The following is a 25,074-nucleotide window of genomic DNA, read 5'->3' as shown; positions in this document are numbered from 1 at the left end:
CTCCCTATTTTAGTCTTTACACCCGATCTGCTCTTTAAACTGAGCAATACAGTTGGTACAATCTTTCATCGTATTTGTCTCAATAATACTATAGAGTGCTTCTTCTTTGAGTATAGTCACAGTATGACTTTCTACTGAGATAATGCCCTCTTTTTTGAACTTTGTCATAATGCGTGAAAAGGTTTCAGGGGTGAGATTAAGCATGGAAGCGATCTCATTGTTTTTTAGCCTCTGAAACAGTGCAAGTTTTTGTGTCATCAGATCAGCCACTTTTGCTTCTGAAGAGAGCACTGTCTCTTTATGTACCAATGCAGAGAGCAGGCTTACTTTCCCCGTGAGTGATTTGATGATCTCTAATGAAAAATCCGGATTATTCAAATGTTTATAGACCATTTCAAAAGGAAGCAGTCCCATCGAACCATCTGTTACAAATTCACAGGTTGCAGGAAAAGGCTGATGTTCAAAACAGGCATATTCTCCAATAAGTGCTGGAGCATTAAGACGATTAATCTGTATCTGTGTCCCTTTAGGTGTGGTTTTATAGAGTTTAATACTTCCCTCTAACAAAATATGCAGATACTCACTCTCATCACCCTCATAAAAAACAATACTGTCTTTGGTAAAATGTTTAACATGGGTTTGATCATAGAGTTCTTTAAGATGGGACTCAGTCAATGCAGAGAACATTGGTATCTCTTCAAGTTTAAACATTACTATACCTCTTTCATATATAAGAGACGTACTATACAGTACAAAAGATAAAATCTCTCCTATAACTATTCGATAATAGCCATATTTTAACTATAAATAACTTAAAAAATAAAATAAAATATTTAACTATTTGTTTATATTATTTCTCGAACCAACTTAATTGTTCTCTTAGTTTCACAACCTCCCCTACCACAATGAGTGCTGGCGTAGGCAGATCTTTTGCTTTTTCATAAATATCTTCCAGTGTGCCTACAACTGTTTTTTCATCAGGACGTGTCCCACGGCTAATCACTGCGATAGGATGGTCTTTAGGTTTACCTATCTCAATGAGTTTTTTTGTAATTTTCTCAAGACGATGCAGTCCCATTAAAAAGACAATGGTATCATCTGTCTTATAGTTCTCCCAAGGGATCTGAGAATGGTCTTTCTTGCTCGATTCATGACCTGTTACTACCCTGAATGAAACGGTTACCCCACGATGTGTTACAGGGATACCTGCATATTCAGGTACCGCTATGGCGGAGGTAATACCAGGAATGAACTCAAACTTGATATTACGTTCATACAAGTATATTCCCTCTTCACCTCCACGTCCGAAAACAAAAGGGTCCCCTCCTTTGAGACGTACAACATTTTCATACTTCAAAGCATTTTGATAGATCACTTCATTGATCTCTTCTTGAGGAAGTGTATGATGAGAGTCTTCTTTACCTACATAAACAAACTCACACCCATCTTTTGCCTCTGCCAATATATCCGGATTTGCAAGTCTATCATAAATGATCACATCTGCCTGCTTTACTACCCGTAATGCTTTTACGGTCAAAAGGTCAATATCTCCCGGACCTGCCCCTGTTAAATATACTTTTCCCATTAATTCATCCCTTTTGTTTGTTCTTCTGTTAAATAACAGGAAGGATCTTCTGCCCACATATCTCCATATATTGCATATGCTCTACTTCTTGAACCACCATTACAGATATTCAAATACTGACACGCTTCACATTTTCCACTCAATTCTCTAGGATGCAGACGTAGTTTCCGTAACAGTTCCGTTGGTTCATTCGTCCAAATATCTGAAAAATCCTGAGTGAGTATATTACCTATCTTGACCGGAAAGAATGGATCCGGCTTCACAAACCCTCCACTGTCTATGTTCAGTAGTTTTCGTCCTGCACTGTTCCCTCCCCAAGCGATCAGTCTTGACTTCATCTCTTCAGCATGTTCCGGATACTTTTGAACAAATCTATCATAAAACAAGATCGCATCCATCTCCATATTACCCGTGACTATCTCTATATCTCTGTTAGTCTCATGGTACTCAAACGCTTTATCCAAGATGTAGTTCACTGCAGCGATACGCTGCTCTTTAGTCAGATCCATCTCTAAGTTTTCAAGTCCTCTCCCACTGTAGACAAGATGTGAGATGTAAACTTTTGGAATATTATGTTTTTCTGCAAGTTCAAAAATAAATTTCAAGTCATCATAGGTATCTTTAGTAATGGTAAAACGAATACCTACTTTGGTCTTTCCAAAACTGTTCAGCAGATCAACTGCTTTCATGGACTCAACAAATGAACCTTTAAGTCCGCGAAATGCATCATGCACATCAGGGCTGCCATCAATACTGATACCAATATAGTCAAAAGTATCAAGAATTTTTTCTGCATTACTCCGCTTGACATAAAGTCCATTGGTTGAAAGATATGTAACGATACCCAACTCTTTACAACGTGCTGCAATATCAAACAGGTCTTTTCGTGTAAGAGGCTCTCCTCCGGAAAAGATAAGAAATTTCACTCCATTGGCTTTAAGCTTTGGAAGTGTCTCCATAATATTCTCTGTAGTAAGCGTATCCACTGCATCCAGATCTGCCTTGGAATAACAATGCAAACAGGAGAGGTTACAACGATTGGTAAAATTCCAAATGGCAATACTTCCATCCAATACACGTGCAGGTCTTCCCTCGGTAACTGACTTTAAAAGATTAGAAAGTCTAAACATTATTTATTCTCCTTGTTGACTGCAATGTTGGGATAAGGTTCTTCCACTATCGTACCATTATGCTCTTTGCTTGTATTTGTTTCTTTGGTCTCTGCAGGTTTAAATGATAAGATATAGTCAGTGATAGCTTTAAGCTCCTCCGGAGTCAATTTAAATGCCGGCATAGCATTGCGTTTGTATCCGAATACTTTAGCAACAGAAGCAGGATCAGTGATCATTCCCTGTATCTCTTCAGCAGTTCTCTTGGAAGCGATCTCTGAAAAAGGAGGCCCAAATGCTACTGCTGTTTGGTGATGACACCCCCAACAGTAGGTTTCAAATACCTTTTTCCCACTCTCTGCCTGCAGTAAAGAAGAGAGTGTTAAGATGACAAAAAAAGTAACTATTATTTTTTTCATACTGTTCATCCTTAATATAATAGAAAGATGATAACAATTTTTTGATATTAGAGACTTGATTTAGGACAAGAAACATGTTACTTTTCCATATCATCTTTATCCATAGTCACAGCAACAGCGATAATCCCGATAAGAAACACAATGATGATACTCATATAGACATATGCCATGTTAACCCCTTTGGTAATGTTTTACTTTTTCTTTGGCCAAAGTGGCAAATCTGTTTTTTTCTTCTAAATCTTTAAATGCGTACACAGGGAAGAACACAAATGTATCACCATGATAGAGAAGATATCCCTCTTCCAGCGAGACCACTTCCAAAATATTCTTCCATGGTGTCATATGCCCGTCTATGATCAGCCCCTCTTCCGAAGCAGTGATGTGAAAGGTATGGTCTGCATCTGGAATAGCATCAAAACTTTTACTTAACATTGCTTTCCGCATCGGCCATCTTAGAAAATACCAATAGACGGTTAAGAAGGTAGAGATAAGAAGAAACCCTACAGCCTCTTTTTTCATAGCGGCAACCACAGAGAACTGTGTCATTACAATAAAGATCCATCCCAGGAAACGTTTAGGTGAATGTTTCATCTCATACTTATATGCCGCATGGCTCGCTTTTAAAAAAGTCTCTTTATCCCAAGTATAATGAATCGTTACCGTGTCAAACATGTTCTTCACACTCAGCAATGATCAGATCAGACTTTTTGATACAGCCATCCTCTTCAAGCTTTTCGATCAACCCTAAAGTCTCTTCATACTGTTCTTCAAACAGTTTACTATTTATATCATACTTTTTTCGCTCTTTTCTCGCATACCACCATGCAACCACAATAGAGAGCGCAAAAACACCATAGATCCACCACTGCCACTCTTTAAGATCAAGAAGGACAATGAAATACTGTACAGAAAACAGCACAAAGAACTCTATAGAAAATATGATCACCAAGGTAGAACTCTGTTCAAAATCAAGAGTATATTTCTCTATCTCTCTCAGATTTTTTAAATTTTCATTGATCTTCTGTGCTCTTGCCTGACAAGATTCTTCCAGATTTTCTATATCTATATCTTTTATATGGATATTACTGATATTATATTCTACATTCGTCTGCTTGTAATCCTCCAGTATTTGAGGATATTTTTCCATGACCTCCAGGATATCATCTTCACTGACTCTCTTTTTACCGGTAATGTTATGTATATCCTGCAAAATAAGATCATATAAACCAACTGTTTTGATTTCAAGTGCAACACGTTTGAGATGAATCAATATCTATCCTTTAATTATTACTGTTCTATATAGACTTAACACTGTTAAACAAATTAAATATTTATGGCATAGCACATAAAATTATTATAATGGAGGATTTAATTTGTTTGACAGGGGTAAATCAACATGATTATTCCCATTCTCCATAACATGGATACAGACAGCAGAGGGGACTCCCCCCCTGTACTTTATGATGCAAACTCAGGATCCTTTGCAGGTTCCAATTCTTCATCCAATCCATAAGAAGCTGTTTGATCTTTTGCAGGCAGGAAAATACCGATCAATCCTTTAAGCCCTACTGACATAATAATGTTAAAGAGGAAGATTAGCCATGCCACTAAAATCATTGCCCCACAAGCGGCTGCCAGCAACATAAGAGTATTAAACTCACCATTAATATAGAGGTGTCTTCTAAGCATACCGTCAAGCCCGGCCATACCAGCAAATGCACCCATACCGATACCACCGATAAGGAAAAGCCAGAAGTGTGCATTTGAAAGTTTACCGGAATACATTTTCGTATTGTTCGTAACCAATGGCCAGAGCACATACAATGCACTGTAAAGTGTCATGTAAAGACCAACGATCAATGCAATATGCACGTGTGCCATAATGATCCACTGTGTATTATGAAGTATTCTGTTCATACCCATATCTGCCTGAATGATCGCAGCAGGAATTGCCAGACCAAATCCAACCAGACCACCAAGAAGATACTTGAGCTCCATCGTCATTTTAAGCGGTCTTGCTTTCCATAGTGTTACAAGTGTAATAAAGAGTGCGAGTCCTTGAGTAAGAAGCTCAAATGCTGTTACCATCTCACCGGAGATCAATTTCATCATTTCGGGTTGTCCCTGATCAGCTAGCAGGTGGTGGGACCATACCATCCAGGAAACAAGAAGCTCTAACATAAGTGCTGCTCTAGCCACGTTCTCCATAAAGAGCTTTTGACCTGTGATCAACGTTGCCAAAAGATACCAGGAACCGGCTACATAAATAAGAACCAATCCATCTGCAACAAGGTCAAGTCCCCACCAGAAGAAATTTTTATAGAGCAGGGAATCAATGGTCGCAACATTAAGGGGTGCCCCGCTTGCATCAAAGATCAAATAGACAAGTACCAGAAGACCTGCGCCCAAAATTACCACTGCATCCAGGAATGTATCGACCGTACCACGGAAGATCGCAACAACAGGAAGCGCAAGAGCAGGCTCTTTACTGTATGGCTGTTTTCCTCTGAGTTTATTCCACAGGTTCAACATTCCGTCAATACCAAAACCAGAGATCAAAAGCTCTTTGGTTGTTTTGTCTTTATGTACACCGACTCTGGCAAAGATCGTGGCATAGATATTATAGATAAATCCGAATGTACCGATCATGATCAAAGCAACTCCCAGAATAAATACTATTCCGCCAATAAGCTGAAACTGTTCAGTATCTGCAGGTAGAGGCCAGTAGAGTGTATAAAGCGGTGCATACTGCCATACAAATGCAGCTATCCATGCTAATGCGGAACCGATAGTAATCATTAGCCAAACAAAGTTAGCCAATTTTACACTATATAAAGGTTTTTTAGTCAAAAAAGGCACCAGGAACATAAATGCAGCAAAGACCAGCTGGTAGGTTGAACCAAAAATACCTATAATTGGGTGTACGGTCATAATCGAAAAATAATGTTCTGGTTGAGAGAACATTTCAGGTAGTGGGTTAACCGGTCCTGTGGAGACCATACGCATGATCATACCTTCAACTGATGCCAACCCAAAGAAGAGAAAAGACATCACAACCGCTCTAAGCGTCACTTTCTGCAGTGCATTTAAGCTTGTATGGTTAAAATTTGTCCCATTAATTAAATTATCTGTAAAACTCATTTTTTACCTCCCCCTTTTTTACATCCGATAACTTCAACAAAGTTATGTACTTTCATCAGATCTGTTTTTCCATCTTCACTATATTGACCCGGTCCTGAATACTCCGTTGATGTCAGATCGAACACACCATTATGGTTGAATGTCCATAAAAGGTCATTGCTACTGCCTGGGTTGACCTGCATCTGCATCACTAAAGTACCATCCTGTCTAAAAAGACCAAATCCGTACACCAAATCTTTACTCACCACATCAAAAAGGATCTTCTGTTCACATTGGACTGTGATCTTTTTTTGTGGAAGTGTCCACTTATGTTTTTCTATTGTAAACTTATAGGTTGCATCAGGGGTTATTTCATGCCGTGTAATATCCTCTGATACCCAGGGAATGGTATTGTAGGTAAAAATATGGTGCCCCACCCCTCCTGCAACCAAAAATGCGATATAAGCATAAAACGGTATCCGCACAACTGATTTTGCTTCTTTTTTTGTAAGATTATAACCAAACCATGCAATGACTGAAATAATCAGTAGAGCATAAATAGTATAAGCTACATTATGAAACGCCAACAACTCTATTGAGTTTGAAAATGTCATTTTCCTCTCCTTATGATAAAAATATTTTCAACTTATAATTCTAAACTATTTTACACATTAAAAATTGATTTAAATCAAGAGTAGTTATAGAATATTGATTAAATATTAATCACATTTGAGCAGATAACTATATCTTTTAAAGTCTATTGTATAATAATTCAGCAACTTGTTTTTTTTAGATAAAAAGAAGCTTGATTTAAATCAAGATAAAATTACTCCTATTTAAATACAATTCTTAAATTATAATAATTATAAGATAAGGTTAAAGAAATAGCTTATAAACAAGAAAAAAACATAAAAAGGCCGTATCTATGAAAAACTGGATAACTTTTCTGCTGCTATCGGTAGCATCAACACAAACATATGCTGCACTGGAGAACACTACCTGCAAAACCTGTCATCCCGTCATTTACCAGGAGTATCAAAACTCTATACACAGTAAGTCCTCCGTCTTCAAAGATCCCATCCATAAAGCCGTGTGGGACAAACACCCTGCCAAACAAAAAGGAAACTATAAATGTGCAAAGTGTCACACACCGTCCGATCATCAGTTGATCACCGGGAAAAGTAAACTCTCTGATAATCCAATACAACAAAACGAACCAATTTCATGTCAGCAGTGCCATAAGATAGAGAGTGTTGAGAAGCATACTAAAGCCAACAAAAATATACTCACCTCTAAAAAGAAATATTTCTTCTCAGCTGATCAGGCAAAGAAAGGTACTAAAGTTGTATTTAAGGAAGAGAGTATTTTCTTTGGTATGTTTACCAAAAAGACCGGTTCTCCGTATCATGATATTGACTATAGTAATGAAGGCTACTATAATGGAGATTCTTGTATGGGGTGTCACTCTCACAAACAAAATAGCAAAGGCTTTGCAGTCTGTGACCTTGAAGTAAAACAGGGAGATTCCAAAGAGACTTGTGTAAGTTGCCATATGCCTAAGGTCAAAGGATCACTTGCTAACCAAAAAGAGAGTGCAACACACGCTTTTCACGGCCACAGCATCCATGGTTCTACACCAACCATACTTTCAAAATATATCAAACTGTCTCTGGGAAAAAAAGGAAATGGATTTGATGTAAATATTAAAAATGAAGCCACTCACACCCTTTTCCCTCAACCTTTAAGACTCAACCAGTTAAGGGTAAGTATAGAGAGAGAAGGTAAAGTCATCGAACTTAAAACAGAATCTTTTGCAAGAGTTATCGGAACTGACGGAAAACCATCTATGCCATGGTTAGCAGATGCCGTCATCTCTGATACATCTATCAAAGCACATGAAACACGTACGGTAAAGTATAATACACCACTCCAAAAAGGCGATACGGTGATAGTGAAGTTCGGATACTATGTTGTAAATCCAAAAGCAGCCAAGAAGCTTAATATTACAGATAAGAGTGCAACCGACTTTATCGTACTGACTAAAAAGAGATTTACGATTTAATTTTGGATTTAGGGACAAGACATTGCCTTGTCCCTACTCTATTTTATAGTCTACCAACTCCCCTTCAAGTGTTTTCAGAAATGCTACCACATCATCTATCTGCTCAGGTGTGAACTCATTCCCTATCTGATACTTACTCATGATACGTACAGCCTCTTCTAACTTCTCTATGGAGCCGTTATGGAAATAAGGGGCTGTTTTGGTGATATTACGTAAGATAGGTACTCTAAACTTTAGTGTACCGTCTCGACCTAAAAACCCACCCTTGTTTGCAAAAGGAAATGGACTCTCTTTGATCTTCAGATCTGGCTCAAATATCATCCCCACAAAATCTGAAAGATAGTTTCTAAGCGGGAACTTCTGCATACTCTGTCCACCTACACTCATACCAGTATGACACCCTTTACATCCTTTAGTGATGAAGAGTGTCATTCCTCTTTTTGCTTGTGAACTTATCGCATCATTGTCACCTTCTAAGAATCTATCATATGTTCCTCTGGTAAGCAGTGTTCTCTCATAAGCACCGATAGCTTTTCGTACATTTTCAAAAGTGATCTTCTCTTCGGAAAAGAGTGCTTTAAACTTCTCAACATACTCACTCTTTTGATTTAGCCTTTGCTCCACTTCTTTGGGAGTCATATGCATCTCAAAAGGGGCTTGTACAGGTCCACCTGCCTGTTCCTCTACATCTTTAGCTCTTCCATCCCAGAACTGAGCTTGTGCCAAAGCTGCATTAAGTACTGTAGGAGAGTTCAGATGAAAAGGATTTGCTTGCCCTTGATACCCTATGGCCGTAGGAAGATTATCATCTCCACCCTCTTCCAAATTATGACAAGAGGCACAACTGATACTCTTATCTTTTGATAATATAGTGTCAAAAAATAGCTTTTTACCCAATGCTATCTTTTCTTTACTCATAGGATTTTCAGGATTATTCACTACTTTCAATAGTGCTTCGTAGGTTGTAGGTACAGGAGACATATCACGTGAGAGTGCTGCTTGTCGCAACGCCTCATCACTGAACTCAGGAACAGCCCTCTGGGGTAATAAAAATGGCAATAACAGTATAAATGTTACAACTAATATTGTGATAGTTACAGGATGAATCCATTTTTTCATTTATATCTCCTATTTTACATTCTATAACTCTAGTATATATGAATAGATAAAAGTAATCAATAGATCTTGAGAACAAAAAGGTTTTCCCCCACTCAAAACAACATAATATTTTAAATCAGAGTAATTTTATCTGATTATTGATTTTGATCAAGAAATTATGAAAACTATTCCGTTATATTTCGTCTAGAATTAATTAGGAGTATTTTTATCCTAATTAAAACCATACAAAGGATTTTTCATGAAACAAATTACAATTTTATTAGCATACTTAACAGCTACAAACCTACTGGCAGATATAGAAAACGGAAAAGCAGTATACGCTGCAAACTGTGCTATATGTCATACGGTTAACGGAGGGAGAGCCATGGGCCCGGATTTCAACATCGTCTCCTATACTAAAACAAAAAAAGAGATAGCAGCATATGCAAAAGATCCTTACTCTTTTTATGAAAAGTTTGGATACAGTGCCAACGCCATGCCTACACTCCCCCTGGAAGATAAAGAATTTGAAGATGTAGCAGACTATATAGACTCTCTACAGCCTTTCAAAAAATGGATGATAAAGAAAAAAACCGATCTTTCAGGGAAGCTTTAATAATGCTGTAGGATACATCCCCGTAAGTAGCAAAAAACCGTTTTGAAAAATACCCTTGGTCTATATCCTATCTTTTTGGCGATTTTCCCTATGGTCATATTCCCTTTTTTAAGTAAGGGGTTTTCTTCTTCCAAACGAAGTTTTTTGTACATAGCAATAGAGCATTATCTGATAGACTTTCTTAAAGACTTTTTCAATTTGGATGCATTAGTGGTACAAAAATATACCAATTCCTGAATTGTCGTAGGATGGATAAAATCTGCAATAAAAAGCATAAAAACCCCTGCTGCACCAAATAGACTGCCCTAGCTCTGTCCATTCCCCTGCTGCTTCCTGTGATCAAGAACTGTTTTTTGATTGTTTTACATACTTATAGTATAATCAAACCCTGCAAAAACAGTATTGATAAGTATCTACCTTGATAAGCGTCAACTGTTTTGGAAAAATAAAAAGGTAAAATAACAGACTAAATATTAGGAGAATATAATGGATGTAAAACACTACTATAATCCCAAGGGTGAAGAGATCCTGGATGAAAAGATCTTTGGTGGTTCACCTACAGGATTCGTTGATTTCAACCGTTCCAAATACAGATGGGACAGCAATATCTATGACCTTATGAATGCCAATACATGGTTCCCGTCCGAAGTCAATACCAGCTCTGAGAAAAAGAATTTCGACAAACTGACCGACAATGAACAGTCCATCTACAAAATGACATTTGCACAACTGAGTTTCAATGACTCCGCACAGGAGGAGTACCTCAGTGACTTTAGAAGACTGGCAAATAACCGCCTTGTCAAGTCTGTCATCTCCCTGCAAATCATGCAGGAGGTGAACCATTCTAAGAGTTATGCTGTACTGCTTGATGCCTGTGGCAACTCTGATGAAGTCTTCAACCTCTACAAATATGATGCTGCACTGAATCGTAAGAACCAACAGGTTGCAGAACAGTTCGCACGATATATAGACGGTGGTTCTGCCGATAAAATGCTCTTAAGTGCCATGGCAAGCGTGAACCTAGAAGGTATCTATTTTCTGTTAGGTTTCTCTTACATCTACCTGCTGGGAGACAAAGTTCCCGGAGCCAGAGATATGATTAAATTCATTGCCAGAGATGAGCTCAACACCCATCTGCCTCTCTTTGCAAATATCTTCAAAACCATCCAAAAAGAGAACAAGATCGCTACCAGCACCATGAATACTGTCTATACGATGATCGAAGATGCCGTGAAGATCGAGTTGGAATACGGAAGATACCTGTTGGATCAATTTCCTATTATGGGTGTGACCCCTGAACTTATGGAACAGACAGTCTACAACTATGCAAATGACAGACTCAAAAAGATAGGACTTAACCCGATCTTTGAAGAGAGTGCTACAACCTATCTGCAAAAACTGGTCACCAAACATTTGGAGATGAATGAAGTCAAAAGTAATTTCTTTGAGAGTAATGTCTCAAACTATGCAAAATCAAGCATCGATCTAAATGATTTTTAATGACAAGTAAAGAGTTCCTCCCTTACCTGAAGTGTATCGGCACAGGTCCTAAACGTAACCGTGATCTTACAAAAGATGAAATGAAGATCGTAATACGTGCTTTTTTAAAAAAAGAAGTACTGCCTGAACAAGTTGCTGCCTTCCTACTAGGTTGGAGAGTCAAAGGGGAAAGTATAGAAGAGTTTTCCGGAGCCATAGAGGTATTTGATGAGTTTATCAGACACACTCCACTTCCCAACTCGATAGAGTTTGGATACCCTTATGACGGCAAAGTCAAAAATCCTTATCTCTTTCCTCTTACAGCAAAATATCTGCAGAATTTTGATATTCACTTCTCTTTACATGGCGGGCTGCTGCAACCTGCAAAAGAGGGAACCCCCCTCAAAGAGATATGCAATAATACTCCTCTGCCTTCCAATATCCATTATTTTGACAGAAGCGAGTATTTTCCGGAACTGTATGAATTCAGTACCATAAGAGAGAAACTGGGTCTAAGATCATCATTCAACACGATAGAAAAATTGCTGAATATTACACAGAGCGACACTGCCATTATCGGAGCATTTCATAAACCCTTTGTAGAGAAATACATCAAACTTTTTAAAAACCGATATAAGAGACTCATCATCATCAAAGGGAATGAAGGTACACCGGAAATATTTTCAAAATGTGCTATTACCATTGTAGAAAATAATGAAATCACGGAAATAAAAATTGATCCGAAAGAGTTCGGGATTGATTATAAAAAATCTACGGAGCGTATCACGTTAGAGAATTCTTTATCGCTTATAGAAAATCCAAGTAATGAATTAGATAAACTCGCACAGCTAAATGCTGCCGTTATTCTTTTTTTAACAGGTAAGGGAGAGAGTATTGAAGAGGGTTATGCAATGATCCGTAGATCACTGTAATGTTGATATGATCTTCTTTAAAATCTCTTCTTTTATCTCATCACCATAAAGAGGTTCCCTTAAAAATAACTCTTTGCTGCTATCTACAAAAAAGAGTGTAGGAAATATAGTGGTGTAGTACATCTCTACAGGATAATTCAAGCTCCCTTCATCCGTTCAATATAAGATTGATTCATAAATTGATTTTTAATAACAGTGTTGCACTCTGAAGAGTCTTTTTTTACAACGAGCACTTAAAAGTAGTTTATCTTCTTTATGTGCCTGTTGCAATGCAGTATCATAGTCTCCCAGCCAATGTAGATAATTGGCTGAAACAATAAGAGGAAACAGCCAGAACAGTATGAATTTCAAAGGCTGCTGTAACTTGGCTATTTTTTTTCATTCAAGGGATAGATGAATATCCCTGATGGTGCTTTGATCTGAAAGATCTCTCTCTCCAGAAACCACTCTTTGGTATTGATGACATCCACCTGATTGGCATCATTCACAGAAACATAAAGATAGTCGTCTACATTTGACCAGCGCACATGCAGTACTTTTCCGTTAAATTTAAAGGTTTCAATGATCTTCAAAGTTTTCGTATCAACTATCTGAATCGTAGGGAAATCTTTACCTGAAAATGTCACTGCCAAGTACTTCTTATCCGGACTAAGTGCTGTAAATACCGGTAACCCCTGCATCTCGATATTTTTGATAAAATTAAATTTATTATCATAGACCATTACAGCATTATCACCTACAGCAGGGATGAATGTTCTATCTTCACTGAGACTCCAAAAACCGAAATGCGGTACTTTCAATACAGGTTTATTGTCTTTTGCTGTGACTTTGATCTCTGAAAATTCCATCTTGTCCAGATCAATAACCCCAAACGCTTTGGTAAGGAAAAACCCTACAATGTAGGTATTATCTTTGATCATAGCATCAAAAGGCATCTGCCCTACTTTGAACTCTTTGAATATCTTGAATTTCGGCGATCCTTTACCTTTGTTTTCATCTTTAAGTACTGTGACCTTGTCACTGTCCATCTGAGCAAAGATAATCATATCTTTATAGATTTTGATCCCTACATTTTTAGAACCTGTGACTATTTTGTCAATAGGTTTAAGATCTCGAGTAAGGATGTCAACGGATTTATCATCATAGTTTGCCACAGCCACATAATTTTTTCCTATAACAAACCCGATGGCACTTTTAGATGTTTTATACTCATTTAATATCTTTTCTGTAACAGGGTCAAAACGTACTACATAACCATCACGGCTTATCAGATACCCATCCGCACCATCAAATTTGATAATCCCATGGTTCATATTATGCATATTTTCCATATGCGACTTCGTCAAACCTTTGTTAATAATTGCAATTGATGCACTCTCCCGCTCCACAACGAAAAGTTTCTCGCTTGCACTTGGTGTTCCGGCAAACAGTATGCTTCCTAATAACAACAGTGATAGTATCGATCTCATTAAAATCCTTTTAAAAAACTTGTTCTATTGTACTAAAAACTCTATAACAACTGTGTTGAGCAATATCAATTTTGAATAAAGTATACTTCTTTCATTGGTTGGAGTTGCATTCGGTTACGATTCTTTTCCTACTCTCTCCAAACAATTTTCAACTCAGTAGAAAGAAGCGATCTGACAAAAGGGTTCGTTTCCTCTTTTACTCTTCCGATTGTATTATCAGTAAAGACAAACGGCTGTAAATAGTAAGTACCCTTATACCCTCTTTTTATCAGGTCTTTAACGATCCTGTTAATTTCTTCCACTCTTAACAGATCACTATGAACCGTTGTTCTTACCTCAAAGGGAAACTGTGTTTTGATTAAAAAATTCAGTGTCTTTGAAAAACGGTCGAAATGTTTATCTTTTGTTATAGAAAGAAACTTCTCTTTGGGTGCTTTATAGTCAAGTGCAATATAATCAACCAGACTCTTTTCTACCAACATTTGGATCATATCTGGGGTCAATCCATTGGTATCCAGTTTTATTTTAAATTTTTTCTGCTTGATCTTTCGACATAACTCTGGCAGGCCATCATAAAGTGTAGCTTCTCCTCCGGACAAAACCACCGCTTCAAGGAGCCCTGTTCTACTATCTAAAAAATCCAATGCCTCCTCTTGGCTTATCTTTCCCTCTCCAAATACAATATCCTTATTATAACAATACACACAGCGCATATTACACTTGACAAACCAAAAAATAGTCGCCAGGTGATCAGGGTAATCCAAGGCGGTAAAGGGAGTAATGTCATATATAGGTTTAAGCGGCATTGGTTCGTGATGCTTTTTCAAGAAAAAACTTTCTCTCTTGATGCTCGCCTTTTTTACCGATATTAAAACTTTCAACCGGTCTATGGTATCCCATCACCCTTGTATAAACAATACACTTTGTTCTTTTCTCTTTTAACTTTTCCAGTATTTCATTTTGATTCATTTTATCTCCTTTTTTATTAAATATGTCTCCTTGAAGAGAAGCAAAGCTCCTCTTCAATTGCCCGTAGGAAATACCCTTGGGTGCCTCTCACTTCTAGCTCAACAGGCTGATACAGGAAATCACTAAATGATTTCTCGTAAAAGCTTCATCTTTAACCCAGTTTTTGAGTTGATATATTTTTCTATCCACAAGATTGTTGTGAATACTGCAAGGTTGTCTCTATCATTTTTAAAGCATATTCTTCATCAATACTCTTTTGTCTGTTTTGATAGTTTTCATAGGCAGCTGCAAATGCTACCAGGATCATCGCTGTACACTCTTCACAATTATCTTTGGCAGCCATCTCATCTAAAGATGTCTGTGTCATATGAAAAGCTTCCTCCAAAGAAAGCCCCTTTATCTCTTCTGTAAATATTGAGGCAGAAAAAGCAATGGTCGGACAACCGTTAAACTCATATCCAACATTTTCTATCTCCTCACTCTCATTCACCAGGAGATACATATCGACCTGTCCGTAATTGTCCGGATTTCTGCCTATACCTCTGGCATTGTATTCTTTCAATGCCCAACGGTTCTTTGGATCATGATAGTGCTCATTTAACACTATTGTCTGTTCTCTGGTCACATTGTAGCCATGTGCCCTAAGATCTGCTTCATTGATCATCTGTTTCCTTTAAAAAAATATTTACACACCTTTGTGTATTATCAATCAGAATATCGATCTCCTCTTTACTGGCATCATCTATATGAATACCGCAAATCACCAAAAGATCCTTTCCTATTTTATCATAAATAATGTTTGCCATTCTCTCTGAGATGATATGATCCTTGTGCCCTCTCTTACTTATCGTTTGCAAGCGGCCTTTCTCTTCTATCAATGTTGCCGAACCAATATGCTTCTCCTCTCCGCCTGTGATGATGACAAGCCTATCCTTGCCTATCTTATGACATTCTAATGAAACGATATACCGTCCTTCACCTGCACTGATCATCAACATGCTTCTCTTAAAATCTCTTCATCACATTTGGGGCAATACTCATATTCCCCGGAAAGATAGCCATGTTTTTCACAAATGGAAAAGGTGGGTGTCACCGTAATATAGGGTAGTCTAAAATTACTAATGACATTTCTCACCAATTTTCTGGCTGCTTCTGCAGAACTGATCTTCTCTCTCATATACAGGTGCAATACCGTTCCGCCTGTATATTTACACTGCAGATCATCTTGCAGAGTTAACGCTTCAAAAGGGTCATCCGTATAGAATACAGGGATCTGGGAAGAGTTGGTATAGTAGTTGTTCTCTTCGGTCCCAGCCTGTATGATATCCGGATATCTTTTGATATCTTCTCTTGCAAATCGGTAGGTTGTACCCTCTGCCGGTGTTGCTTCAAGGTTATAAAGGTTCCCTGATCGTTCCTGGAAATCTTTGAGCTGATCTCTCATAAAGTCCAGGATCCTCATAGCCATCTCTTTTCCAAATGTATCGGCTATCGTATGCTTATCATGAGAAAAATTTCGTATCATCTCATTCATCCCGTTGACACCGATAGTTGAGAAGTGATTGTTAAACCCGGGAAGATACCTTGCCGTATAGGGGAAAAGTCCTCTATCATACATCTCCTGGATAAAAATTCTTTTTTTCTCAAGTGTTGAGTAGGCATACTCCATGAGTTTGGCAAGCCTTGCAAAAAGCTTCTCTTCATCTCCTGCATAGAGATATCCCAATCTTGCCATATTGATCGTCACAACACCGATACTTCCTGTCATTTCAGCACTTCCAAACAGCCCTCCACCTCTTTTGAGAAGTTCACGAAGGTCCAACTGCAGCCTACAGCACATACTTCGCACATGCCCAGGTTTATATGCCTCTTCATTGGGTATCAGTTCCCCCTTTTCATTTCTCACATACTGACTGCCTATAAAGTTTTGAAAATAGGAAGATCCTATTTTTGCCGTATTTTCAAAAAGAATATCCGTATTTTCTCCATACCAGTCAAAATCTTCGGTGATATTTACCGTAGGAATAGGAAAAGTAAATGGCTGCCCACTCTTGTCACCTTCCGTCATTACTTCATAGTAAGCTTTGTTGATAAGATTCATTTCAGGCTGAAAATAGTGATAGGTCATACTCTCCAGAGAGTGAATATCTTCATCTCTCTCTTTGGCACGCTTCAATAGATCTTCATCATCCAATCCATGAAAAAGATGTTGCTGATTTCGTGTCGGTATCTGATCTTTCAGATCAGCAGGAACCGTCCAATCGATGGTAATATTGGTAAAAGGACTTTGTCCCCATCGTGCCGGGACATTGAGATTGTACACAAAGCTTCTTATTGCTTTTTTAATCTCATCAAACGAAAGTCTGTCTTTAAACACATAAGGTGCCAAATACGTATCAAAGGAAGAAAATGCCTGTGCTCCTGCCCATTCACTCTGCAAAATACCCAGAAAATTTGCCATCTGTCCCAGTGCTTCCCTGAAATGATTAGGTGCTCTACTCTCTACTCTTCCTCGCACACCGTTAAACCCTTCATCCAAAAGCACTCGCAGGCTCCATCCTGCACAATATCCGGTCAAACAATCCAGGTCATGGATGTGATAATCCCCATCCCTGTGTGCATAACCCTCTTCTTTGGAGTAGATCGTATCCAGCCAGAAGTTGGCGATCACTTTGCCTGCTGTATTATTGACAAGTCCGGCATTGGAATAGCCTGTATTGGAATTGGCCTTGATCCTCCAGTCAGCTTTATCGATATACTCTTTGATGGTTTGTGTCGAATTGATATAGGTTGTATCTTCATCCAGTCCCAGGATATGTTCTCTTTGGATCTTGTGCATATGGCGGTAGAGCATAAATGACTTCATCACTTCAAAATGCTGATGTTCATACAAAACTTTTTCTATGATATCCTGAATCTCTTCGACACTGATCTCATCTTTGTTTTTGATAGTATCCATTAGCTCTGAAAAGACACTCTTATCATAGGCTTTCGCTTCACTTTTAAATGCTTTTTTAATCGCATCTTCTATTTTGAAAGGTACAAATTTCTGAGAACTTCCATCTCTTTTTATAATCGTTTTTACCATATATGTTACTCCATATTTAACTATCCAGCATTATAATAAAAACTGTTCAAAAATGCTTTGACAACTGTCAATAAATCAAAGATTATTTATGTCAATGTTTTATTTTGATCATTTATTGATTGTAATCAATTATTTTATCCTCATATTATGCTATTGCTTTTGCCATATCGACCAATCTTTTAACATACCCGTATTCATTATCCTGCCAGGCTGAGACTCTGAGCAAATCACCTGCTATCTCAGTAAAAGGGAGGTTGATCACAGCACTATAGGGGTTCAATATATAATCGTTAGATTCATTTGGAGTCTCTGTAGTATCAAGTATGTTTTTATATGAGGATTTCACCTCTACCTCAAATCTGGCATTCACTTCCTCTTTTGTATACCTTCCTTTCAGCCTGATACTTAAATTATATAATGTCGTACTTGGAATCGGTACCCTGATACTTTTAGCATAAAGCTTCTCTTTGAGGTGAGGGAAAAAATAACCAGTTGCCTCAGCTGCACTGCTCATAAGCGGAATAGTATTCTGTGTAGCAGAACGTGTTCTGCGTATATCTTTGGAGTAGTGTTTACTGTCAAGCAGATTTTGATATACTGTATAACTATGGTACATACTCATCATTGCACTATCAATCCCGAAATACTTATCAATGATCTTAAACAGTGGAACAATAGCATTGGCAGAGCAACTCGAGTTTGAAATGATAGACTCATTGGCATACTGTTTATGATTTACTCCATAGATATAGGTTGGCATCCCATCTGACGGAGGAGCAGATACAATCACTTTTTTTGCTCCGTTTTCGATCAAAGGTCTATTGGATTCAACGGTTAAAAACATTCCGCTGCACTGCAAAACAACATCAATACCAAGTGAAGTCAGATCTATATTTTCAGGACTAGGTTCAGAAAAAAGTTTTACTCTTTGCTGATCAATACAAAGTGTATGGTTTTCTGCTTTTATCTCATATGGTATAGTTCCGTAAATAGAATCATACTTCAAAAGATATGCCATCTGTTCATAGCTGTAAAGATCATTGATCCCCACCAGCTCCAGACTGCTATCTTCCAAAATGATTCGTGCTGCACATCTGCCGATACGCCCAAATCCATTGATAAAAATTCGTATTTTTTTCATACCTATAATCCTGTTCTCCTATCATCCCCATACAAAATAATCAGTCAAAAGTTTAAAATAAAATATATTATCTTCCAAGTATCCTCTACGATAAATCACTCTTGGGAGCTAATCATAACACTATTTAAACGGACAGCAATTGATTTAGAACAAAAGAATTTATACAGCTCTTATTTTTCATACAAGATCAAACTGTTTTTCTTTTAATCCACTAAAACTTTTTCCAGAAACTCCGGCTAAACAATAGAAAAACTGTATAGAATTCAAGTCTTCCTATAATCATAGTCATTGATAAGATCATTTTATCCATTCCGCTGAAAAATGCATAATTCTGTGCCGGTCCCGTAAGTGAAAATCCAGGACCGATATTTCCCACTATTGCCAAAGCGGTAGAGACAGAGGTCATGGCATCAAATCCTCTGGCAAAAAGATAAAGTGTCAATAACATATTGGTTACTACAAACAGAAAAATAAATCCTGTAGTAGAACTTATGATCTGCGATGAGACTTTTTTCCCATCTATAAAAAGTCCTACGATTGCATTGGGGTAAAGTATTCTTTTTAGCTGTAATGCGATATTTTTAAACAATACAACATAACGTATCACTTTTACTCCTCCTGCTGTAGAACCCGCATTTCCTCCGGCAAGCATAGCTATAAAGATAATACTGATCGCCATATGTCCCCACTGTTCATAATCCAAAGTTGCAAATCCTGTTGTTGTAAGAACTGAAGCGATCGTAAAAAATGAATGGGTCAATGAATGCAGCCAACTGTCATGCTTCGCAAAAATATCTATACTGCTCAATATCAATGAAAGTACAATGAAAATAATAAGATACCAAAGTACCTCTTCTCGTTGGTACCCATCAATTTTTCCCGAGGAAAAAAGTTTTAAATGTACCAAAAAGTTGATCCCTGAAAGGATCATAAAAAATGTTGTGATCCAAATGATCATACTGGAATGATAATACCCCAAGGAAGCATTTTTTGTAGAGAATCCTCCTGTTGATATAGTTGAGAATGCATGGTTCACAGCATCAAAAAAACTCATTCCTGCAAATTTTAAAGCAATAACATCCATAAGAGTGAACAGAATATATATTCCCCATAATCTTATAGCAGTATCTTTGACTTTCGGAGTTATCTTCTCCATTTTTATACCTGTGGATTCTGCCTTGAAAAGTGTCATGGAACCACTTGGATTAATAAGCGAGAAGAGTCCGACACCCAATACAATAATACCCATGCCTCCCAACCAATGCATTAAACTTCTTAGGTAGAGTATAGATCTTGGCAGAGACTCTATCTCTGTAAACACCGTAGCACCTGTAGTAGTAAAGCCACTTACAGACTCAAAAAAAGCATCTTCCGGAGATATGCCCGTATAAAGCATCAAAGGAATTGCCCCTGCAACACCTAAAAGTATCCAGGTAAGATTGACAGAAAGTATACCCCCTTTGATACTTAATTTCATCGTATGATTCTTTAGCAGCAAAAAAAGAATTGCATTGATGGCAAACAGTAAAATATCAAAATATATGAAATCTCTCATATTTTCATAATATATCCATCCGACTATGATCACCGTAAAGAAAAACAGACTCAGCGCTACTCCTATCACTGAGATGAACTTAAAAACATTTTTTAAAGCGTATATATCCATTGTTGTATCTCTTCTTTATTTTCAATATCTCCAAATACAACAAATGTATCACCCTGTTCCAGCTGCTCAATTTGAGAAAGATCATATATCTTATCTTCTCTTAAAAGAAACAGGATTGAGTTGTTTATCTTGTTTTCTTTGATCGTTTTACCTATAAGTTCAGAGTTGGGATAGATCTTTCTCATAAAAAGAACTCCTCTGCCTCCGCAAAAATGTCTCTGTGTTACAATAGAACTTGAAGATATCTTCTCTAAAATGGCATAATGTGCCCCTGCCTTGCTACCTCTTACAACAACTACACCCATCTTATGCATTAAGTTGTAATATGCTTTATCATTATTTACCGCTACAACCTTCTGTACACCATATTCTTTTGCTTCTATACATTTAACTATATTTTTCTCATCATTATGCCCTGCTGCAATGATCATATCTGCTTTCTTAAGCCCTTCCTCCTCAAACAGACGCTGATCATCATAGGCTGAATTGATAATGGTTACTTTTCCCTGCAGAACTTCTGAAGCTGTTCTGCAATGACCGATATCTTTTTCAATCATCTTGATCTCCAACTTCTTATCCAACAACACTTTTGCGATCTTCTGGGCTAAAGTATTGGCACCGAAGATCACAATCTTTTTGATAGAAGAAGGCATCTTTTCATCTAATTTGGAGGATATTTCTTCAATAACTTTAATATTGCCAAAAAAATATACAAGGTCATCTTTGTGAATATATTCATCTCTGTGTGGAATAAAAAATGCTTTTTTTCTCTCTATTCCTACAATCGATACATTTTCATTGATGAATTCATCTACATTGTATAGTACTTCACTATCGTATTGCACTCTTATAGAAATAAGCTTGTGTTTTGTCTGATGAAACATTTTTACATTATTTGCTTTTGGAAAAGTAAAGAGTGCTTTGACTTTATTCGCTGTTGTAATATCCGGAAAAACAGCATAATCAATAGAGAGTTTTTGCAATACATGACTTTTTAGGAAACCATCATTTTTCAGTCTGATGATCTTTCTTTTAACTACCACTACATCCTCTACAATTAAAGTCGATAACAGATTCGCTTCATCTGAATCAGTTACAGCAATAAAAAGATCTGCACTGTCAAAATTAAGTGACTGATATATTTTTGGATTTTCTATATCTCCGTACAATGTCAGGATATCCAGCTCTTCATCCAGTTTGTTGAGTTTGTTGATATCTTTGTCTATAACGATCACATTATGTTTATAAGAGAGTGTCTGTGCAAGACTGTACCCTACTGTTCCGGCACCGGCTATCATAATATCCATTGTATCTGATCCTTTGGTATATGCAGATAAAAAAGAGTACTCTTTTATAACTTTAAAATGACTTTTTTGATCAGGATAGATTTTGTTAAATTTTCATCTTCCAATTTTATGACTTTGGCACAATCACTTTTGGCCAATTGGACATACAAAGAAACCATTATCCTGTCCCCTTTTTCAAAAGAAGGCATTTGATAAATCAATATTTTTGTCTCTTTTGCATTAAGATTATGTACACTTCCCTCTGTTGCTGTAGCCGGAATAATAATATCTGTTTTATCCCGTTTGAAACTATAGGCAAAATATCCTTGTTTATCTTCATCCGGATCTGTTTTATAATTTTGCCAAATCACCTTGCTTTTTCTTTCTACTTCAATTTTTAAAAATTTTGCACGTGCCGGTTGTATAATAAGCGGGTGCTCCATCTTATTGGTCAGCCCTACTGTAAGTTTCTTCTTCTCCACAGAAATATTGATATCTACTCCCGTTTTTCTAAATTCTTTGTCATGAATACCCAGGAACTTATGACTGGCATGTTGTCCTCTGGCACGCTTATCCATCTTCTCTGCACCACCCTCAATCTCTGGCATATGGCACTTGATACATCCTATGCTGTCCTGTTTTTTATCCATCGCCCTAAAGATGGTTACATTATTATCATTGAGTTTGTGAGAGTGGCATCCCATACAGACTTTTTTAGCATAAACAGGATTGGAAGCAGAAGAGTGTTTGTCACTGTCATCAGGATTATGGAGTCTGCCGTAAAGCGTAGGTTTGTAATTTTCAGCTTGTCTTGCCTTCGTATTGATATTGAATTTATGTGCACTTTTCACATATGCAATGGTATGGCAAAAGTAGCAGGAGATAGCATCTGTATGGGTCTTATTGTTTTTATCAGGTCTTGCCTCACCGGAAATGAGATCTTTGAGATTATCTGCCATAGGCATATGACAGGTAGCACATGCATATTTTTTTTTAGACACTGTATCAGCTATTTTACGATGCAATTCATCATTAAAATAACCCTTGGCATGCTGTGAACCTTGAAACTCTTCATAGATCTTTTCATGACACTCTTTACAAGAGTGGTTATCAAGATATTTTGCCTGTGAAAAAGAAAAAAGAGAGAACAATACAAAGCAGAGTTTAAAAAAAACGATTCGTTTCATCAAATAAAACCTTGGTAATTTATTGAAATGATCTAATGATCATTTCAATAAATTACTCTCTCCCGAGGGGGAGAGTAAAAGTATCCATTAAGCACCAGGGATATGCTGTCTGTGCTCAACTGAGTATGTAAATGTCGGTGTTGTCAAGTTTTCAATATACTTGATGAACTTACCTGTTTTAGAATCATAGATACCGATTCTACCTGTAGTCCACTCAGAGATCATTGTCCACTTACCATGGTTAGCAGGCTCTGCGTGAAGCAATCTTGGCTGCACAGGATTTTTCACTGCTGCACCTAACTTAGAAGGCATTGGAAGAATTGTTTCTTTACCGAATGCTTTTTCATTCACAGCCACTTTCTCATGTTGTGTTGCATCCCACTCTTGAAGTACTTTTTTCGTCTTCGCATCGATCAATTGACCTTTTGTTTTACCGACTTTAATAATTCTATCAGTCTCCAATGTATCTTTATTGATCAAATGAACTTCATTATAGTATGCTGGTTTACCAAGTACACAGTCAGACCAGATATATGGTGTATGGTGTGAAGTACCAACAAAGAGACCTCCGCCAGCTGTATCTACAGTTTTTACTACTTTCCAGTTAGAGTCCCAAATGACCACTTTACCAACATTCATACTTTGTGTAGCATGAAGTTGTTTTTTCTGACCCTTAGAGTACCAAGATGAACCTTGACCCGGGTGTGGCTTTGTTTTCTTACCAGTATATACTTTAGCTGCAAGATTTTTCTCTTTAAAGTCAACAATACCAACAACATCAGATCCTTGGGATGCGATCATAAAGTATCTACCGAAGTCTTCACCTTCATCTTCGTTCAAGAAAGCATCATGGAGGATCTTACCAATATTTGGAATATCTCCAACGATCGGAAAGTTTGGTTTAGAGTAATCAATAATATAAGTATGTCCACCATCTTTCAGTGCCATCGCAAAGTACGGTCCATAAGGTGTATCTGCTAAAGATGCTACTCTTGATGGTCCGATTTGTCCATCTGGGTCAATTACTCTACTTGTATCATATGCTTTAAGCGGCTCAAGTGTCATAGCATCACACAGTACCGCACCACCCGGATTATAGTTACCTGCGATCACATATTTACCATCCGGAGAAACTGCAAGACCACGAGATTCTTGTCCAACCTGTACAGATGCCAACGCCGGTTGTCCCGGAGCACCGATATCAAACATTGTCAATTTACCTGAACGAGAGATAGAGTAAGCATATCTAGGATTTTTCTTGTTTGTTACTGTTACGTGTACTGCAAATCCGGCTTTATGACGTGAAAGTACCTTACCGTTCGTTGAGTCAATAAAGTCAACCAAAGATGCATCTCTCTCTGTTGCAAAGGTAATATCCAATACAGATTTTACTTCTGTTGGTTTTGGATATTTTTTAGCCAAAGCTTCTCTGTCTGCAAGTTTTGTCCAAGTCTTTTTAACCTCATCAAGGTCAAGTGTCAATTCAACTGTATTTTTCCAATCCATCAACCAGTCAACCATACCCGTAGCATCATCTTTAGAGAAAGTGGAGTTCCATGCCGGCATTGCCGTATTTTCAACACCATTAAGAATTCTTTCTGCTAAAAATTCTCTACTTTTTTTCTTCAGCGCTTTAGGTCTAAGATCCGATCCAACACCACCCTGGTGGATAGGTCCATGACATCCCTGACACTCTTTTTCATACTTTTTGGCAAAGTCCATAGTTGACGTACCAGCCAAAGCCATTGTTGCTACAAAACTAGTAGCTGCTGCCAAACCTAAAATTCTGTTCAATTTCATTTTTTCTCCTTTTTATAATATCGGTCCCCTTGAAAAGAGGCAAAGCCC

26 protein-coding genes are annotated in these 25,074 nt (G+C 37.5%); 4 read left to right on the top strand and 22 right to left on the bottom strand.

From position 1 onward, the window contains the following. Positions 1-9 precede the first annotated feature (9 nt). The 8 genes from ACZ48W_RS08455 to ACZ48W_RS08420 all read right to left on the bottom strand — a co-directional run bounded on the left by ACZ48W_RS08455 (position 10) and on the right by ACZ48W_RS08420 (position 6,847). A complete protein-coding gene (locus ACZ48W_RS08455; RefSeq protein WP_464827912.1) occupies positions 10-711 on the bottom strand; it encodes a Crp/Fnr family transcriptional regulator in 702 nt (233 codons plus the stop codon). Positions 712-850: 139 nt separating this feature from the next. Next, positions 851-1,585, bottom strand: coding sequence for a uroporphyrinogen-III C-methyltransferase (gene cobA / locus ACZ48W_RS08450; RefSeq protein WP_464827911.1), 735 nt, complete (start codon positions 1,583-1,585; stop codon positions 851-853). After that, complete coding sequence (locus tag ACZ48W_RS08445; protein WP_464827909.1) at positions 1,585-2,715, bottom strand: radical SAM protein; 1,131 nt, start codon at positions 2,713-2,715, stop codon at positions 1,585-1,587. The genes cobA and ACZ48W_RS08445 overlap by 1 nt, the downstream gene beginning before the upstream one ends. Further along, positions 2,715-3,113: a c-type cytochrome gene (locus ACZ48W_RS08440; RefSeq protein ID WP_464827908.1), complete on the bottom strand. Its 399-nt coding sequence runs from the start codon at positions 3,111-3,113 to the stop codon at positions 2,715-2,717. The genes ACZ48W_RS08445 and ACZ48W_RS08440 overlap by 1 nt, the downstream gene beginning before the upstream one ends. A gap of 171 nt (positions 3,114-3,284) precedes the next feature. Continuing rightward, positions 3,285-3,785, bottom strand: a complete 501-nt coding sequence (locus tag ACZ48W_RS08435) for a hypothetical protein (protein WP_464827907.1) — start codon at positions 3,783-3,785, stop codon at positions 3,285-3,287. Then, the gene (locus ACZ48W_RS08430; RefSeq protein WP_464827905.1) at positions 3,778-4,383 is read right to left on the bottom strand and encodes a hypothetical protein; all 606 of its coding nucleotides are present in this window, start codon (positions 4,381-4,383) and stop codon (positions 3,778-3,780) included. The genes ACZ48W_RS08435 and ACZ48W_RS08430 overlap by 8 nt, the downstream gene beginning before the upstream one ends. 188 nt (positions 4,384-4,571) lie before the next feature. Beyond that, positions 4,572-6,254 carry a cbb3-type cytochrome c oxidase subunit I gene (locus ACZ48W_RS08425; RefSeq protein WP_464827904.1) on the bottom strand — a complete coding sequence of 561 codons (1,683 nt, stop codon included), beginning with the start codon at positions 6,252-6,254 and terminating at the stop codon, positions 4,572-4,574. Beyond that, entirely contained in the window at positions 6,251-6,847 is a 597-nt protein-coding gene (locus ACZ48W_RS08420) for a cupredoxin domain-containing protein (RefSeq protein ID WP_464827903.1), read from the bottom strand. Before ACZ48W_RS08420 ends, ACZ48W_RS08425 begins: the two co-directional genes overlap by 4 nt. Positions 6,848-7,158: 311 nt before the next feature. Between ACZ48W_RS08420 and ACZ48W_RS08415 the strand changes: the two genes are divergently transcribed. Continuing rightward, positions 7,159-8,295 (top strand): multiheme c-type cytochrome, encoded by a 1,137-nt coding sequence (locus tag ACZ48W_RS08415; protein WP_464827902.1) that lies wholly within the window; start codon positions 7,159-7,161, stop codon positions 8,293-8,295. A gap of 33 nt (positions 8,296-8,328) precedes the next feature. Here the strand turns inward: ACZ48W_RS08415 and ACZ48W_RS08410 are convergent, their stop codons facing one another. Beyond that, the gene (locus tag ACZ48W_RS08410) at positions 8,329-9,414 is read right to left on the bottom strand and encodes a cytochrome-c peroxidase (protein WP_464827900.1); all 1,086 of its coding nucleotides are present in this window, start codon (positions 9,412-9,414) and stop codon (positions 8,329-8,331) included. 238 nt (positions 9,415-9,652) lie between these two features. Here ACZ48W_RS08410 and ACZ48W_RS08405 point away from each other — a divergent pair, with 238 nt between their 5' ends. The 3 genes from ACZ48W_RS08405 (at position 9,653) to ACZ48W_RS08395 (ending at position 12,420) form a co-directional block, all read left to right on the top strand. Then, entirely contained in the window at positions 9,653-10,009 is a 357-nt protein-coding gene (locus ACZ48W_RS08405) for a c-type cytochrome (RefSeq protein WP_464827899.1), read from the top strand. A gap of 486 nt (positions 10,010-10,495) precedes the next feature. Beyond that, entirely contained in the window at positions 10,496-11,509 is a 1,014-nt protein-coding gene (locus ACZ48W_RS08400) for a ribonucleotide-diphosphate reductase subunit beta (protein WP_464827898.1), read from the top strand. Then, on the top strand, positions 11,509-12,420 hold the full coding sequence (locus tag ACZ48W_RS08395; RefSeq protein ID WP_464827897.1) for a glycosyl transferase: 912 nt from the start codon (positions 11,509-11,511) through the stop codon (positions 12,418-12,420). The genes ACZ48W_RS08400 and ACZ48W_RS08395 overlap by 1 nt, the downstream gene beginning before the upstream one ends. On the opposite strand, the gene ACZ48W_RS08390 is transcribed toward ACZ48W_RS08395, so the two are convergent. The 13 genes from ACZ48W_RS08390 to ACZ48W_RS08330 all read right to left on the bottom strand — a co-directional run bounded on the left by ACZ48W_RS08390 (position 12,412) and on the right by ACZ48W_RS08330 (position 25,026). Further along, the gene (locus ACZ48W_RS08390; protein ID WP_464827896.1) at positions 12,412-12,561 is read right to left on the bottom strand and encodes a hypothetical protein; all 150 of its coding nucleotides are present in this window, start codon (positions 12,559-12,561) and stop codon (positions 12,412-12,414) included. The two genes, ACZ48W_RS08395 and ACZ48W_RS08390, sit on opposite strands and share 9 nt — an antisense overlap. Before the next feature lie 45 nt (positions 12,562-12,606). Further along, positions 12,607-12,771, bottom strand: coding sequence for a hypothetical protein (locus ACZ48W_RS08385; RefSeq protein WP_464827895.1), 165 nt, complete (start codon positions 12,769-12,771; stop codon positions 12,607-12,609). A 17-nt stretch (positions 12,772-12,788) separates the two neighbouring features. After that, the gene (locus ACZ48W_RS08380; protein WP_464827894.1) at positions 12,789-13,889 is read right to left on the bottom strand and encodes a cytochrome D1 domain-containing protein; all 1,101 of its coding nucleotides are present in this window, start codon (positions 13,887-13,889) and stop codon (positions 12,789-12,791) included. Between the two features lie 128 nt (positions 13,890-14,017). Beyond that, complete coding sequence (locus ACZ48W_RS08375) at positions 14,018-14,716, bottom strand: anaerobic ribonucleoside-triphosphate reductase activating protein (protein ID WP_464827893.1); 699 nt, start codon at positions 14,714-14,716, stop codon at positions 14,018-14,020. Further along, positions 14,685-14,858: an anaerobic ribonucleoside-triphosphate reductase gene (gene nrdD / locus ACZ48W_RS08370; protein WP_464827892.1), complete on the bottom strand. Its 174-nt coding sequence runs from the start codon at positions 14,856-14,858 to the stop codon at positions 14,685-14,687. The genes ACZ48W_RS08375 and nrdD overlap by 32 nt, the downstream gene beginning before the upstream one ends. Positions 14,859-15,039: 181 nt before the next feature. Then, positions 15,040-15,522 (bottom strand): iron-sulfur cluster assembly scaffold protein, encoded by a 483-nt coding sequence (locus tag ACZ48W_RS08365; RefSeq protein WP_464827891.1) that lies wholly within the window; start codon positions 15,520-15,522, stop codon positions 15,040-15,042. Continuing rightward, on the bottom strand, positions 15,512-15,856 hold the full coding sequence (gene lpdD / locus ACZ48W_RS08360) for a prenylated flavin chaperone LpdD (RefSeq protein ID WP_464827890.1): 345 nt from the start codon (positions 15,854-15,856) through the stop codon (positions 15,512-15,514). The genes ACZ48W_RS08365 and lpdD overlap by 11 nt, the downstream gene beginning before the upstream one ends. Beyond that, positions 15,850-17,946 carry a ribonucleoside triphosphate reductase gene (locus ACZ48W_RS08355; protein WP_464827889.1) on the bottom strand — a complete coding sequence of 699 codons (2,097 nt, stop codon included), beginning with the start codon at positions 17,944-17,946 and terminating at the stop codon, positions 15,850-15,852. Before ACZ48W_RS08355 ends, lpdD begins: the two co-directional genes overlap by 7 nt. Before the next feature lie 145 nt (positions 17,947-18,091). Next, complete coding sequence (locus ACZ48W_RS08350) at positions 18,092-19,087, bottom strand: type I glyceraldehyde-3-phosphate dehydrogenase (RefSeq protein WP_464827888.1); 996 nt, start codon at positions 19,085-19,087, stop codon at positions 18,092-18,094. A gap of 211 nt (positions 19,088-19,298) precedes the next feature. Beyond that, positions 19,299-20,753 (bottom strand): TrkH family potassium uptake protein, encoded by a 1,455-nt coding sequence (locus tag ACZ48W_RS08345; protein WP_464827887.1) that lies wholly within the window; start codon positions 20,751-20,753, stop codon positions 19,299-19,301. Continuing rightward, positions 20,735-22,060 carry an NAD-binding protein gene (locus tag ACZ48W_RS08340; protein ID WP_464827886.1) on the bottom strand — a complete coding sequence of 442 codons (1,326 nt, stop codon included), beginning with the start codon at positions 22,058-22,060 and terminating at the stop codon, positions 20,735-20,737. Before ACZ48W_RS08340 ends, ACZ48W_RS08345 begins: the two co-directional genes overlap by 19 nt. Positions 22,061-22,104: 44 nt before the next feature. After that, complete coding sequence (locus ACZ48W_RS08335) at positions 22,105-23,226, bottom strand: multiheme c-type cytochrome (protein ID WP_464827885.1); 1,122 nt, start codon at positions 23,224-23,226, stop codon at positions 22,105-22,107. Positions 23,227-23,313: 87 nt separating this feature from the next. Then, entirely contained in the window at positions 23,314-25,026 is a 1,713-nt protein-coding gene (locus tag ACZ48W_RS08330) for a cytochrome D1 domain-containing protein (RefSeq protein WP_464827884.1), read from the bottom strand. Between the last annotated feature and the right edge of the window lie 48 nt (positions 25,027-25,074).

This window comes from Sulfurovum aggregans (assembly GCF_055385215.1).
The sequence above is the reverse complement of the archived record's forward strand: the minus strand, read 5'-3'. Positions and strand labels throughout refer to the sequence as shown.

Coding starts and splice junctions, on each gene's coding strand:
- ACZ48W_RS08380 (WP_464827894.1), bottom strand. CDS start 13,889: ATGAGATCGATACTATCACTGTTGTTATTAGGAAGCATACTGTTTGCC.
- ACZ48W_RS08455 (WP_464827912.1), bottom strand. CDS start 711: ATGTTTAAACTTGAAGAGATACCAATGTTCTCTGCATTGACTGAGTCC.
- ACZ48W_RS08435 (WP_464827907.1), bottom strand. CDS start 3,785: ATGTTTGACACGGTAACGATTCATTATACTTGGGATAAAGAGACTTTT.
- ACZ48W_RS08340 (WP_464827886.1), bottom strand. CDS start 22,060: ATGGATATTATGATAGCCGGTGCCGGAACAGTAGGGTACAGTCTTGCA.
- ACZ48W_RS08425 (WP_464827904.1), bottom strand. CDS start 6,254: ATGAGTTTTACAGATAATTTAATTAATGGGACAAATTTTAACCATACA.
- ACZ48W_RS08415 (WP_464827902.1), top strand. CDS start 7,159: ATGAAAAACTGGATAACTTTTCTGCTGCTATCGGTAGCATCAACACAA.
- ACZ48W_RS08350 (WP_464827888.1), bottom strand. CDS start 19,087: ATGAAAAAAATACGAATTTTTATCAATGGATTTGGGCGTATCGGCAGA.
- cobA (WP_464827911.1), bottom strand. CDS start 1,585: ATGGGAAAAGTATATTTAACAGGGGCAGGTCCGGGAGATATTGACCTT.
- ACZ48W_RS08335 (WP_464827885.1), bottom strand. CDS start 23,226: ATGAAACGAATCGTTTTTTTTAAACTCTGCTTTGTATTGTTCTCTCTT.
- ACZ48W_RS08355 (WP_464827889.1), bottom strand. CDS start 17,946: ATGGTAAAAACGATTATAAAAAGAGATGGAAGTTCTCAGAAATTTGTA.
- ACZ48W_RS08395 (WP_464827897.1), top strand. CDS start 11,509: ATGACAAGTAAAGAGTTCCTCCCTTACCTGAAGTGTATCGGCACAGGT.
- ACZ48W_RS08440 (WP_464827908.1), bottom strand. CDS start 3,113: ATGAAAAAAATAATAGTTACTTTTTTTGTCATCTTAACACTCTCTTCT.
- ACZ48W_RS08445 (WP_464827909.1), bottom strand. CDS start 2,715: ATGTTTAGACTTTCTAATCTTTTAAAGTCAGTTACCGAGGGAAGACCT.
- ACZ48W_RS08365 (WP_464827891.1), bottom strand. CDS start 15,522: ATGATCAATGAAGCAGATCTTAGGGCACATGGCTACAATGTGACCAGA.
- ACZ48W_RS08330 (WP_464827884.1), bottom strand. CDS start 25,026: ATGAAATTGAACAGAATTTTAGGTTTGGCAGCAGCTACTAGTTTTGTA.
- ACZ48W_RS08400 (WP_464827898.1), top strand. CDS start 10,496: ATGGATGTAAAACACTACTATAATCCCAAGGGTGAAGAGATCCTGGAT.
- nrdD (WP_464827892.1), bottom strand. CDS start 14,858: ATGAATCAAAATGAAATACTGGAAAAGTTAAAAGAGAAAAGAACAAAG.
- ACZ48W_RS08420 (WP_464827903.1), bottom strand. CDS start 6,847: ATGACATTTTCAAACTCAATAGAGTTGTTGGCGTTTCATAATGTAGCT.
- ACZ48W_RS08410 (WP_464827900.1), bottom strand. CDS start 9,414: ATGAAAAAATGGATTCATCCTGTAACTATCACAATATTAGTTGTAACA.
- ACZ48W_RS08345 (WP_464827887.1), bottom strand. CDS start 20,753: ATGGATATATACGCTTTAAAAAATGTTTTTAAGTTCATCTCAGTGATA.
- lpdD (WP_464827890.1), bottom strand. CDS start 15,856: ATGTTGATGATCAGTGCAGGTGAAGGACGGTATATCGTTTCATTAGAA.
- ACZ48W_RS08405 (WP_464827899.1), top strand. CDS start 9,653: ATGAAACAAATTACAATTTTATTAGCATACTTAACAGCTACAAACCTA.